Origin of the sequence: Bradyrhizobium embrapense (assembly GCF_001189235.2) — a bacterium.
Taxonomy (GTDB): domain Bacteria; phylum Pseudomonadota; class Alphaproteobacteria; order Rhizobiales; family Xanthobacteraceae; genus Bradyrhizobium; species Bradyrhizobium embrapense.
The window spans coordinates 892270-905063 of the sequence record NZ_LFIP02000003.1 but is presented as its reverse complement, the minus strand read 5'-3'; the positions used below and the strand labels follow the sequence as shown (position 1 = coordinate 905063).

Annotated in this window: 11 protein-coding genes; 3 read left to right on the top strand and 8 right to left on the bottom strand. The window is 66.6% G+C overall.

Translation table 11 applies throughout. From position 1 onward, the window contains the following. Nucleotides 1-190: 190 nt before the first annotated feature. From AKN83_RS18240 to AKN83_RS18230, 3 genes are all read right to left on the bottom strand, one after another. On the bottom strand, nt 191-1063 hold the full coding sequence (locus AKN83_RS18240; protein WP_063695396.1) for an MlaD family protein: 873 nt from the start codon (nt 1061-1063) through the stop codon (nt 191-193). A gap of 120 nt (nt 1064-1183) precedes the next feature. Further along, on the bottom strand, nt 1184-1951 hold the full coding sequence (locus AKN83_RS18235; RefSeq protein WP_050403531.1) for an ABC transporter ATP-binding protein: 768 nt from the start codon (nt 1949-1951) through the stop codon (nt 1184-1186). Nucleotides 1952-1953: 2 nt separating this feature from the next. Further along, on the bottom strand, nt 1954-3087 hold the full coding sequence (locus AKN83_RS18230; protein ID WP_050403532.1) for an MlaE family ABC transporter permease: 1134 nt from the start codon (nt 3085-3087) through the stop codon (nt 1954-1956). A 141-nt stretch (nt 3088-3228) separates the two neighbouring features. Here AKN83_RS18230 and dgcA point away from each other — a divergent pair, with 141 nt between their 5' ends. Continuing rightward, a complete protein-coding gene (gene dgcA / locus AKN83_RS18225) occupies nt 3229-4230 on the top strand; it encodes an N-acetyl-D-Glu racemase DgcA (RefSeq protein WP_050403533.1) in 1002 nt (333 codons plus the stop codon). A 96-nt stretch (nt 4231-4326) separates the two neighbouring features. Here the strand turns inward: dgcA and AKN83_RS18220 are convergent, their stop codons facing one another. Continuing rightward, the gene (locus AKN83_RS18220) at nt 4327-5499 is read right to left on the bottom strand and encodes an MFS transporter (protein WP_050403534.1); all 1173 of its coding nucleotides are present in this window, start codon (nt 5497-5499) and stop codon (nt 4327-4329) included. 75 nt (nt 5500-5574) lie between these two features. Here AKN83_RS18220 and AKN83_RS18215 point away from each other — a divergent pair, with 75 nt between their 5' ends. Together AKN83_RS18215 and AKN83_RS18210 are read left to right on the top strand one after the other, a co-directional pair. Next, nucleotides 5575-6864, top strand: a complete 1290-nt coding sequence (locus AKN83_RS18215; protein ID WP_050403535.1) for a hypothetical protein — start codon at nt 5575-5577, stop codon at nt 6862-6864. A 138-nt stretch (nt 6865-7002) separates the two neighbouring features. Then, on the top strand, nt 7003-8562 hold the full coding sequence (locus AKN83_RS18210; protein ID WP_430641563.1) for a caspase family protein: 1560 nt from the start codon (nt 7003-7005) through the stop codon (nt 8560-8562). A gap of 73 nt (nt 8563-8635) precedes the next feature. Here the strand turns inward: AKN83_RS18210 and AKN83_RS18205 are convergent, their stop codons facing one another. The 4 genes from AKN83_RS18205 to thiD all read right to left on the bottom strand — a co-directional run bounded on the left by AKN83_RS18205 (nt 8636) and on the right by thiD (nt 12677). Then, nucleotides 8636-9625: a threonine/serine dehydratase family protein gene (locus tag AKN83_RS18205; RefSeq protein WP_050403536.1), complete on the bottom strand. Its 990-nt coding sequence runs from the start codon at nt 9623-9625 to the stop codon at nt 8636-8638. A gap of 42 nt (nt 9626-9667) precedes the next feature. Next, the gene (locus tag AKN83_RS18200) at nt 9668-10759 is read right to left on the bottom strand and encodes a glycosyltransferase family 4 protein (protein WP_050403537.1); all 1092 of its coding nucleotides are present in this window, start codon (nt 10757-10759) and stop codon (nt 9668-9670) included. Beyond that, complete coding sequence (locus AKN83_RS18195; RefSeq protein WP_050403538.1) at nt 10756-11568, bottom strand: UDP-2,3-diacylglucosamine diphosphatase; 813 nt, start codon at nt 11566-11568, stop codon at nt 10756-10758. Before AKN83_RS18195 ends, AKN83_RS18200 begins: the two co-directional genes overlap by 4 nt. A 311-nt stretch (nt 11569-11879) precedes the next feature. Further along, nucleotides 11880-12677: a bifunctional hydroxymethylpyrimidine kinase/phosphomethylpyrimidine kinase gene (gene thiD, locus AKN83_RS18190; RefSeq protein WP_050403539.1), complete on the bottom strand. Its 798-nt coding sequence runs from the start codon at nt 12675-12677 to the stop codon at nt 11880-11882. Nucleotides 12678-12794 lie beyond the last annotated feature (117 nt).

The following is a 12794-nucleotide window of genomic DNA, read 5'->3' as shown; positions in this document are numbered from 1 at the left end:
TGAATGGATCCGCGAACGACGTGTCGACGCACCGCGACCGCGTCAGCCACCGTCATTGCGAGCGGAGCGAACCAATCCAATTCGCCGCTTGCGGGAGCAATGGATTGCTTCGTCGCTGCGCTCCTCGCAATGACGGATGTGTCCGACAGCGAACCCTATTCGCTATTCGCCACTCACCATTCGCCGCCCATCATTGCCGGCGCCGCGGCCCGGTTGGTGCTGCGGCGGGCGCCGGCGCGGGCTCGGGCGCGGCGTTGTTGCTGCCGCCGAAGATCACCCGGCTCGGGTTGCGGTCGAAATTGTTCACGGCGCGGCTGATGTCGGCGAGCGTGCGGCGGCCGTCATTGATCAGGAGATTGGTGCGCTTGTCGACGTTGTCGGCGAGCTCGCGGATCGACTTCACCATCAGGTTCAGCTCGCTGCCGTTGTTGCCGCCGGCGATCGCATTGAGGCCCAGCATCAGATTGTCGGCCTTGCCCATCACGCCGTCGACCTTGAGCATGACGTTGTCGATCTTCTCGGAATTGCGCGCCAAGGCCTGGGTGAAGACTTCGAGATTCTTCAGCGAATTCTTCACCGACTGCTGATTGTCGGCGACGATGCGGTTGACGTTCTGCAGGGTGGCGCGGATCGCCTCGGTGACGTCCTGCAGCGCGTTCGGGTCGGCGGTCAGAACCGGGATGCCGTCCTCGTCCAGCGGCACCGGCGGCGCGGCCTCCTCGCCGCCCTTCAGCGAGATCGCGGCGACCCCGGTCAGGCCCTGGAATTCGAGGCCGACCAGGGTGTCCTTGCGCAGCGGTGCGTTGTTCTCGATCATCGCCAGCGCGACCACGCGCCTCGGATTGTCGAGCTTAACCGACACGACCTCCCCTATCCGGATACCGTTAAAATTGACATTGCCGCCGTTGCGCAGGCCGGACGCCGGCCCCTCGAAGATCACCCGCAGAGGACTGCGCTGCTTGGTGGTGTGCAGGCTCTGGAACCACAGCACGAAGCCGAACGCCGCGGCGATCACCGCCAGCGTGAAAGCCCCGATCAAGACGTAGTTCGCCCGCGTTTCCATCACCTACTCGCGTTCATAACTCTTGGGCCCGCGCGCAGCCAGGCTGCGTTCGAGCCCGTCGAATTTCCTGTTGGCGCATGATCTCGTCCGAAAATCGGCTCCAGATTTCGGGATCATGGGCTAGGCCACAACGGCACGGGCGCGCTTGCCGTTGAAATATTGCTGCAGCCATGGATGCTGCGATGCCTTCATGTCGGCGATCGATCCTGCAGCAATGATCTTACCGTTCCCTAAAACGGCGATCCGGTCGCACGCGGTGTAAAGACTGTCGAGGTCGTGGGTTACCATGAAAACGGTCAGCCCCAAAGTGCGCTGCAGGGTGCGTACCAGCTCGTCGAAATCGCCGGCGCCGATCGGATCGAGGCCCGAGGTCGGCTCGTCGAGAAACACGAGCTCCGGATCGAGCGCGAGTGCGCGCGCCAGCGCGACACGCTTGATCATGCCGCCGGAAAGTTCCGACGGGTAGCGATCGGCGACCTCGGGCTTCAGGCCGACCATCACCAGCTTCGCCACCATGATCTCGTCGAGCAGCCGCTGCGAGACGCGCAGGTATTCGCGCGCCGGAAACTGGATGTTCTGGCGCACCGTGAGCGAGGAGAACAGCGCGCCCTGCTGGAACAGGATGCCCCAGCGCCGCTCGACGGCGCGGCGCTGCGACGAGTTCGCGGCATCGAGATCGACGCCGAACACCTCGATGCGGCCGGAGACCTTCGGCACAAGGCCGATGATGGTGCGCGTCAGCACCGACTTGCCGGCGCCCGACGGGCCGACGAAGCCGAGGATCTCGCCGCGCTTGACGTCGAGGTCGAGGCCGTCGAGCACGCGGGTGGAGCCGAATTGAACGGTGACGTCGCGGACCCGGATGATGGCGTCCTCCTGCTCGGCCATGATCACATCCCGATCGAGGCGAAGAAGATCGCGAACACGCCGTCCATCACGATCACGAAGAAGATTCCCTTCACCACCGATGCGGTGGTGTGCTGGCCGAGCGACTCCGCCGAGCCCTGCACCGCCAGCCCCTCGACGCAGGCGACAATGCCGATCACCGCCGCCATGACAGGCGCCTTGACCATGCCGACGATGAAATGGTCGATCGATATGGCATCACGAAGGCGAAGCAGGAAGGCTTCCGGATCGACGCCGCCATAGAGCCAGGCCACCAGGCCACCGCCATAGAGCGCGGCCATCGCGCCGAGAAAGGCCAGGATCGGCAGCGCCAGCACCAGCGCCAGCATGCGCGGCAGGATCAGGACCTCGATCGGATCGAAGCCCATGGTGCGCAGCGCGTCGATCTCCTCGCGCATCTTCATCGAGCCGAGCTCGGCGGTATAGGCCGAGCCGGAGCGGCCCGCGACCATGATCGCGACCAGCAGCACGCCGATCTCGCGCAACACCAGTACGCCGAGCATGTCGACTACGAAGATGTCGGCGCCGAACCTGCGGAAATGGAAGATGCCCTGCTGCGAGATGATGCAGCCGATCAGGAAGGTGATCAGCACCACGATCGGCACCGCGCGCAAACAGACCTGCTCGAGGTGATGCACCGTCGAGGTGAAGCGGAAGCTGCGCGGATGGATCAGCACCTTGGCCGCCGCGGCCAGCACCGCACCGAGCATGTCGACGAGGCCGATGACGGTACCGCCGATTCCGGCCACGGTGCGCCCGATCTGCTCGAGCATGCCCGATATCAGCAGCGATTCGCTCGCGGCCTTGGGCGCGGGGCCGACGCGGCGGACCTCGTCGACCAGGCTGGAATAATTGGCCGAAAGGCCCGCGATCTCCGCCTCGGCGCTGGCATCGCTGAGGCTGCGGCGCAGCCGCTCGATCAGCCAGGCGCCGAACGTGTCGAGGCTCGCGACCTGCGACACGTCGATGAAGATGTGCGGCCGGCTGCCGCGCAGCTTCTCGGCGTCGGAGACGATCCGCTCGAGCGCAGGGGCAAAGCGGGCCGTCCAGTTGCCCGCCGCGCACAACGCCAGTCCTTCGCCTTGGGCTATCCGCTCCAGTGTCGGGTCGCCGCTCACCTTATGCCTACCCCTCAAGCCGGCTGGCCGCCGCTCACTCAGATTTCCGGCGATGCCGGATCGGCTTGTCGAATCTGCCGCTAACCAGCCATAGTTGGTTGCGCGCCGCAAGCTAGGCTTCAGGAAATAGTAGACTTTAAAATGACTTCCACCCCGCAAGGAGCTGTTTCCCTGAACAGCCGGATCGAGCGCTGGCCGATCGCCGGAGCCTTTACGATCAGCCGCGGCGCCAAGACCGAGGCTGTCGTCGTGGTCGCCGAGGTGAGCCAGGGCGGCCTCATTGGCCGCGGCGAATGCGTGCCCTACCCGCGCTATGGCGAAACGCCCGAGGCGACGCTGCAGGCGATACAGGCGATGCAGGAGCCGCTCGCCCATGGCACGGACCGGATCGCCGTGCAGGCCCGCATGCCCGCCGGTGCCGCCCGCAATGCGCTGGATTGCGCGCTGGCGGACCTTGAGGCCAAACGCGCCGGCAGGCGGATCTGGAACCTGCTCGGCCGGCCTGCGCCGGAGCCGCGCACCACCGCCTATACGATCTCGCTCGGAACGTCAGAGGCGATGGCGGAGGCCGCCGCGAAGGCCGGCCATCGCGCGCTGCTCAAGGTCAAGCTCGGCGGCGATGGCGACGCCGCGCGGATCGCCGCCGTGCGCAGGGCCGCGCCGGCCACCGAACTGATCGTCGATGCCAACGAAGCCTGGACCGAGGCCAACCTCGCCGCCAATCTCGCAGCCTGCGCCGATGCCGGCGTCACGCTGATCGAGCAGCCGCTGCCGGCCGGCAAGGACGAGGCGCTGGCGCGGATCAAGCGCCCGGTTGCGGTCTGCGCCGACGAAAGCGTGCATGACCGCGCCTCGCTGGAAGGCCTGCGCGGCCGCTACGACGCCGTCAACATCAAGCTCGACAAGACCGGCGGGCTGACCGAAGCGCTGGCGATGGCGGATGCCGCCCGCGCGCTCGGCTTCGAGATCATGATCGGCTGCATGGTCGCGACCTCGCTGTCGATGGCGCCGGCGATGCTGATCGCGCAGGCCGCGCGCTTCGTCGATCTCGACGGCCCGCTGCTGCTGGCCAGGGACCGCGACGAGGGCCTGCGCTACGAGGGCAGCCTGGTCTATCCGCCCGACGCCGCACTCTGGGGCTAGAGCATGATCCGGAAAAGTGCGAAGCGGTTTTCCGAAAAGATCATGCTCAGTCAAAAAGCTAAAGCGCGTGACGATTCAACCTAATCGCATCGCGCTTTAGTCGGTTAGTCGTTTGCGCGCCAGCCACATCACCAGCCCGCCGGTCGCCGCCATCGCCGCCATCATGTCGTAGACGCCGAGCCCGAAGCGCGCATAGACCATGCCGCTGACGATCGCCGTGCTGCTCGCGACGATGCCGCCGCAGGCGGTGAGATAACCCTGCGCGCGCGCCATCACATGAGGCGGCACGTGATGCACCATCAGCCCCATGATGCCGACCTGGGTCAGGCCGAAGCTTAAGCCGTGTCCGAGCTGGACCACCGCAAGCACTGCAAGCGGCGGATCCTGCGCGGTGATCGCCCAGCGCGCCACGGCGCTGGCGGCCGCGATCATCACCAGCACAGCCGACGGCAGCGTGAAGCGCGGCGAGGCCGCGAACAGCACGATCTCGGCGATCACGCCGAGCACCCAGAGGGCCGCGATGGTCAGGCCGCTGAAACCGGCCTGCTGCCAGGCGATCGATGCGAAGATGTAATAGGCGCCATGGCTGCCCTGGATCAGCGCCGAGGACACGATGATCGCGAGGAAGCTGGGATCGCGCAGCAGTTTTGGCGCGCCCGCGGTCGGCGCATGAGCTGCCGCCGGCCGGCCCAGCGGCCGCAAGGTCAGCCCGACCAAGGCGCCGAGCACGGTCACGGCGGTGATGATCCAGATCAGATCGACCTCCGCGACATAGCGCAGCAGGAACCCGCTGATCAGCGCGCAGACCGCGAAGGCCGCCGAGCCCCACAGCCGCAACGGTCCATAGCTCAGGCCGAATTGCCTGACGCCGCGCAGCGCGTAGGCGTCGGTGAGCGGCACCATCGGCGTCCAGACGCAGCAGGTCAGCGCATAGACCGCGAGCAGCACCAACGGCTGGTGCTGGGTGCCGATCACGGCAAAGCCCACCGCGGTCGCGAATCCCGTGGTGATCATCGCACCGCGCAGCATCTGGCGCCGCTCCGCCGTGGCCGTGACCAGCGGCAGCACGGTGAAGCGCGTCACCGGCGGCACCGCGGTGATGAAGCCGATCCAGGTGGCATCGACCCCGATCGCCTTCAGCCACACCGTGAAGAACGGCAAATGGACCCCGGTCATCCCGAACGTCGTGGCATAGAATGCCGCGAGGCTGCGCGCGAATCGCCGCGACGCAACTTTTGCTGCGATGGGGATTTGTGATTCGGAAGACATCAATTCAATTGCGATTCGCGCGATATCGTGGTGATCGTTAACCCAACGCGCAGTGATTTGCGCGGAGAGATTGTGATGGCCGAAGAAGCATTCGCCCTGTCGCCGATATCCGCCCGCGCGGCCCTGCCGAGCGAGGAGGACTATGCCGCGATCAGCGCGGCCTTCATGGAGACCTCGCGGGGCCGCTGGTTCCTCGGCGAATACGCCAAGCGCAACCGCAATGCCGATACAAGCATGGTGCTCGACGCCGTGGCGCGGATCGAGGAAAGCCTCAGCGCGCAGCGCCAGGCCGCCGCAGCGGCGATCAGGGACGAGCAGCTGGCGCAGGCGCTGGGCGCCCTGCGCGGCGCGATCGAGGCCGCCCAGGCCTCCGCCAGCGCGGCGCTCGACAGCATCAGCTTCGATCAGAACCTCGCGCCGGTGCGCAAGGGCGTGCGGGTGATCAGGGAAATCTCCTGGCGGCTGCGCGAGATCGGCAATGACGGCCGGATCTGCGACATCATCGATTCGCAGGCCAGCGCGATCGAAGCCGGCGCCGCCGAGGTCTCGATGAAGGACGCCAAGGCCGTGCTGGACGCCGCCTTCGCGGCGCTGGCCCGACGGCTCGGCGAATTCGATCCGGACAAGCAGACGACACAAGCGGCTGAACCTGCTGCTGCCGAAGCACCGGTTGCAGAAGCGTCCGCTGCTGCGCCCTCCCCGCCGCCGGTGGCCGAGAGCGCTGCGCCCGACGCGACTGTCGCCGCTGCGCCACCGGCTCCGTCTCAAGAGGCCGCTGCAGCGCTGCCCGACGAAGCCACGAAGCCTGCCGCAACGCCGAGTGTTGAGGTTGCCGCGGCCGCCATGCCGGAGCCGAACGAAGCATGGCTCAAGGCGGAGGCCGCGCTGGCCGAAGCCGAGGCCGCAGAACTCGCGCGTGTCACCGAGGCGGCCGCTGACGCCCAGGACGAAGCGGTGCTCGACCTCATCGCGATGGAGATGGGCGCGCCCGATCCGATCGACGAAGAAGCGATCGCCGAAGAAATGCGCGCCGCCGAGGAGCTGCGCGTCGCCGAGGCGATGGCGGCCGAGCCCGAAATGGATGCGCCGGCCATTCAGCCCGAGCCTGCACCGTCGCCCGAGCCGACGGTCGAGGTCAAGGTCGAGCCCCAGCCGATGGCTGCAGCTCTGATCGACGCGGCGCCGGCGGCCGCACCACCGCCTCTCCCGACCACCGTCGAGGCTCCAGCTCCCGTGGCGGAAGTCTCACTCGGCTCGACCATCATCGCCAGCGGCCTCCTGAAGAAGCCGAACGTCGCAGCCAACGATCCGCTCGCGCCGATCCGCCGCATGAGCCAGGCCGAGAAGATCGCGTTCTTCTCGTAGGCCCGACGCGGGCGCGCGGCGCATCCCTCTCCCACTGACCACCCGCGCAGCGTGACCCAGCTCACGTACGACGGGCGCCTCCGCGCCTAGCCTTGCCGCGACCGGTCCCGCACCGGGACCAGCTTTTGGGAGCGCGCGATGGTCCGCCTGAGATCCATCATGATATCCGCCGCATTGCTCGGCCTGTTCAGTCTCGCTCTATCGGGCACAGCGTCTGCCGAGACCGGCGGCATCACCGTCGGCAATGCGGCGCAAACGCCGGCACAATCCATCGACCAAGCGGCTTCGCCCGCGACATCAGCGGCGGCGGTGCCGGGCGTGCTGCGCGGCCCCGAGCAGCGCGTCGCGCTGGTGATCGGCAATGCCAACTACGAGAATGCGCCAAAGCTCGCCAATCCCGGCAATGACGCGCAGTCGATGGCCGAGCTGTTGAACGCGGCCGGCTTCGAGGTGATCGCCGCGACCGATCTCAGGCAAAGCGACATGGTGAAGGTGTTGCAGGATTTCTCCGACAAGGTCGCGGCGCGCGGCCCCGGCACGGTCGCGATGATCTACTACGCCGGCCACGGCGTGCAGCTCGCCGGCGAGAACTACCTGATTCCGGTCGATGCCAGGATCGCAACGCCGTCCGACCTCGACGGCAATGCGGTGCGCCTCGTCGACGTGATGGGCACGCTTGAGAGCATCCCGAGCCGGATGCGTATCGTGGTGCTCGATGCCTGCCGCAACAATCCATTTCCCAACGTCAACGACGCCGGCCGCGGCCTTGCCGTGGTCGACGCGCCGAGCGGCTCGATCGTCGGCTATTCGACCGCGCCCGGCATGGAAGCGCAGGACGGCAGCAACGGCCACAGCCCCTACACCAACGCCTTCCTGCGCCTGGCGCGCGAGCCCAATCTGCCGATCGAGCAGCTGTTCAAGCGCATCCGCCTCGACGTCAACTCCGTGACCGACGGCCGGCAGACACCGTGGGAAAGCTCGTCGCTGACCTCCGATTTCTATTTCTTCGGCGATACCGCCATGGCGTCAGCGCGTGCGCCGGCGAATGGCCCGGTCGTGCAGATGGCATCGAACCTGCCGAACCGCTCGGTGCGCCAGGCCTATGACTTCGTGCTGTCGGAGGGCCGGCCGGACTACTACGAGGAATTCATCCGGCTCTATCCGCGCGATCCGCTGTGCGAGCGCATCCGCTTCCTGCTGACGAACTGGCTGCAGGTCGCGGCCTGGCACAAGGCGGTGCTTGCCAACACGCCGTTCGCCTACAAGACCTTCCACGACAATTTCGCTGGCAGCCCCTACGCGCAGTCGGCGTTGAAGCTGCAGGTGCAGCCGAAAGCAATCCCGCTGATGCAGTTCACGCGGCTGTCGAATCGTCAGACCTTCCAGCCGCTCAATGCCGGCGTGCAAGGGGCCGTCGGCAAGATCGTGACCATGCCCGCATCCGGCGCGAAGCCGGTCGGCATGCCGAGCTCAATCGGCAAAGGCAAGGTTGCGGGCCTGCCCGTCGCGAATGCCGGCAAGGCCACGTCGAACGCAACCATGAAAGACGCCAGCAGGCAGCACTTCCGCGCCGAGCGGCAAAGCATGCAGGGCAACCGGACGAGTTCAAGCGGCAGCCGTGCTTCGTTCCACCCAAGTCCGTCCGGCTCACATTTTGGCGCAATGGGTGGCGGCAACCGTGGTGGCTTCAGGCACTGATCGGCCGCACGCCACAACGAAACAGGGGCAGCGCGCGTACCGCCCTGCCCCCGCTTCGTTTCAGATACCGGTGTCAGGCGACCAGCTTCGCGAACAGGTCGGCGTCGACATTGCCGCCGGAGAGCACGATGACGACGTTCTTGCCCTTGGCATCGATCCGCCCCGCCAGCAGCGCGGCGAGCCCGATCGCGCCGCCGGGCTCGACCACGAGCTTCAGCTCGCGATAGGCAAAGGCGACGGCGGCGCCGACCTCGTCATCGGACGCGCTGACGCCATTCGCCAGCAGCTTGCTGTTGATCGCGAAGGTGAGTTCGCCCGGCATCATCGCCATCAGCGCGTCGCAGATGGTGCGCGCGGCGACCGGATGCGCCTCGCGATGGCCGACCTTGAGCGACAGGGCGTGATCGTCATAGCCCGCAGGCTCGGCGACGATCACCTGGGCCTGCGGATATTTTGCCTTCACCGCGGTGGCGACGCCCGCGATCAAGCCGCCGCCTGATGCGGGCGCCACGACGATATCGGGCGTCAGCCCGAGCGCCGCCATATCCTCGGCGATCTCGCGGCCGGCGGTGCCCTGGCCCGCGATCACCAGAGGATCGTCATAGGGAGGCACCAACGTCGCGCCACGCTTGCTGGCGATACCGCTCGCGATCGCCGCACGGTCGTCGCGATCGCGATCGTAGAGCACGACCTCGGCGCCATAAGACTTGGTCCGCTCGCGCTTGGTGAGCGGGGAGTCCGCAGGCATCACGATGGTCGCCTGCATGTTGAGGATCTTTGCCGCCGCGGCAACGCCCTGGGCGTGGTTGCCCGAGGAGAACGCGACGACGCCGCCGCTCCGCTTGTCCTGCGGGATCGAGGCGAGCTTGTTGAAGGCGCCGCGGAACTTGAACGATCCGGTTCGCTGCAGCATCTCGGGCTTGAGGAAGACCTGGGTGCCGACGCGTTCGTTGAGAACGGGGAAAGTCAGTAGCGGCGTGCGCACCGCGAACGGCGCGACCACCCTTGCGGCGGCATCGATGTCCGCAGCAGCGACGGGTGGATTGAGAGGGGTGTCCGTCATCCGTAATTTCTATCGCGGCCGCGGGCAACCCGGCAAGACGCTTTAGCGTGAGGTGGGATGAGGAGCCGGCAGGGCCGCCAAATGGTGCTCCTCGGCACCGAATTCGAACACCTCCCCCTCGCCGTCGGGCGCCGCGGGGCGGACGTTCATGCAGCGGTCGATGAACACCCGGGCTGACGCCTGCCAGGTGTGGAGCGCGGCGAAATCGACGCAGGCCTGCCGCGGGATGCTGAGCGCCTCCAGGCAAGCGTGGCGCAAATCCTCGTCGAGGACACCGACCGGCGCCGCGCCGATCACGTCGCGAGGACCGGTGACCGGAAAAGCGGCAACCGGCAGGCCGCTGGCGAGGGCTTCAAGCAGCACCAAACCGAACGTATCGGTGCGGCTCGGGAAAACGAACACATCGGCCGCGGCATAGATTTCGGCCAATTCTTCCCCATGGCGGGCGCCGAGGAACACGACTTCCGGATATCTCCGCTCCAGCGCCGCGCGTGCCGGGCCGTCGCCGACCACCACCTTGGTGCCGGGTAGATCGAGATCCAGGAACGCTTCGAGATTCTTCTCCACCGCCACCCGGCCGACGCTGAGATAGACCGGCTGCGGCAGGCAGAGGTCGACGTCGCGCGGGTGGAACAGCGCGGTATCGACGCCGCGCGACCATAGCACCACGTTGCGGAAGCCGCGCTGGCGCAGCTCTGCAGCCAGCGCCGGGGTCGCCGCCATCACCGCCCGGCTCGGCTTGTGGAACCAGCGCAGCGCGCGCCACACCCAGGCTTCCGGGACTGGCGTCCGTGCCGAGACGTATTCGGGAAAGCGGGTGTGGAAACTCGTCGTGAACGGCAGGCCGCGCTTGCGGCAATAGCGGCGGACCGACAGCCCGATTGGACCTTCGGTCGCGATATGGATGCTGTCGGGCTTGGCCGCGTCGATCAGGCTCGCGACCTTGGCCCTGTACGGCAGTGCCAGCCTCAAATCGCGATAGCTCGGCATCGCGAAGGTGCGGAACTCGTCCGGCGTCAGGAATCTCACCTCGACGCCGAGCGATTGCGCCGCCTGTGCCATCATGGTCAGCGTGCGGACAACCCCGTTGACCTGGGGATGCCACGCATCGGTCGCGACCAGGATATGCGTCATGCAGCGCGTGCCGTCACTCGCGGAACTGGCGCGATCCGGCGCACCGGGTCGGTCCAGGTGATGATCTCGAAATGGCCGTCCTCGTGCTCGGCGAGCGCGGTGCAGCTCTCGACCCAGTCGCCGCAATTCATGTAGCGGATGCCGTGCTCGTCATGAATCGTCGCGTAGTGGATGTGGCCGCAGATCACGCCGTCGCAGCCGTGACGCCGCGCCTCGCCGGCCAACGTCGCCTCGAACGCGCCGATATAGTTCACCGCCTTCTTGACCTTGAGCTTGGCCCATTGCGACAGCGACCAGTACGGCACGCCGAACATCTTGCGGAAGAAGTTGACGAAGCGATTCATTTGGATCGCGAAGTCGTAGGCCTTGTCGCCGAGATGGGCGAGCCAGCGCGCGTTTTGCACCACGAGATCGAAGATGTCGCCGTGGATCACGAGGTAGCGCTTGCCGTCCGCGCCGGTGTGAACGGTATTCTCCACCACGTCGATGCCGCCGAAATGCGTACCGTAATATTTGCGCAGGAACTCGTCGTGGTTGCCCGGGACGTAGATCACCTTGGCGCCCTTGCGCGCCTTGCGCAGCATCTTCTGCACGAAATCGTTGTGGGTCTGCGGCCAGTACCAGTTCGACTTCAGCGCCCAGCCATCGACGATATCACCAACGAGGTAAATCGTGTCGGCATCGTGAGAGCGGAGGAAGTCCAGCAGGCGGTCGGCTTGCGAACCGCGGGCTCCGAGATGGACATCGGAGATAAACAAAGTGCGAAAGCGCCGCTCGGGGCTTTCTTCACTCAAGGAGTCACTTCCCATGCCTGTGCACCTAACAGCTTCCTGTGACAAGGCGATGACGATCCCCGCGACCCAAGGCCCCACAAAAAGCTAACGAGAATCAGCAGCACGCCCCTCCCCTGCGGATAACAGCGGCGTGCGACAATCTGGCGACATGGGCGGCGGCGGCTGTGCAGAACAGGCGTTGTGTTGCGCGCATATCGCGGGGAACAACACGCATTCGAAACGGCGTTGAATGCGTAGCCCGGATGAAGCGAAGCGCAATCCGGGGTGTTGCGTCCGCGGAACGTGCAGCCCGGATTTCGCTGCGCTCCATCCGGGCTACAAGAGCCTCAATAATATTTGTGGAAGTGATGCACCGGCCCGTGGCCGTGGCCGACGGCGAAGCGATCGGCGGCGGCGATCGCATCCGTGATCCAGGCCTTGGCATTGCGGACAGCGGTCTCCATCGCCTCACCCTTCGCGAGCCCTGCTGCGATCGCCGATGACAGCGAGCAACCTGTGCCATGCGTGTTGGCGGTGGCGATGCGCGGCGCTGCGAGCGCGATGCTGCGCTCGCCGTCAATCAGATAGTCTATGCTCTCAGTGCCGTGCCCATGGCCGCCCTTCACTAGCACCGCGCGACATCCCATCGCCAGCAATTGCCGGCCCTGCCCTTCGACGTCGGCCTCGCTCGAGGCGACCGGCTCGTTCAGCAGCGCCGCCACCTCCGGCAGGTTCGGCGTGATCAGCGAGGCCAGCGGAAACAACATGGTCTTCAGCGCATCGACCGCCTCGGCTGCGAGCAGCCGGTCGCCCGAGGTCGCGACCATCACCGGATCGAGCACGATGTGGCGCGGCGCCCAGCGCTGCAGCGCGCCCGCGATCGCAACGATGGTCTCGGCCTGCGCCACCATGCCGATCTTGACCGCGCCGACGTTAAGATCGGAGAACACGGCATCGATCTGCGCGGTGACGAACGAAGCCGGCACCGGATGGATGCCGCTGACCCCCGTGGTGTTCTGCGCGGTCAGCGCCGTGATCGCCGAGGCGCCATAGACCCCGAGCGCGGCAAAGCTCTTCAGGTCAGCCTGGATGCCCGCCCCGCCCGAGGAATCCGAGCCGGCGATGGTGAGCGCGACCGGCGTCATGGTGCGGCACCGGCGGTTGAGACGAATGAGACCGTCACGAACAAGATCATGGCCTGTCCTAACCCGGCAGCCCATCGGCAGCAAGTTCGCCTGACTTTACCGCAGGTTGGAGCTGCC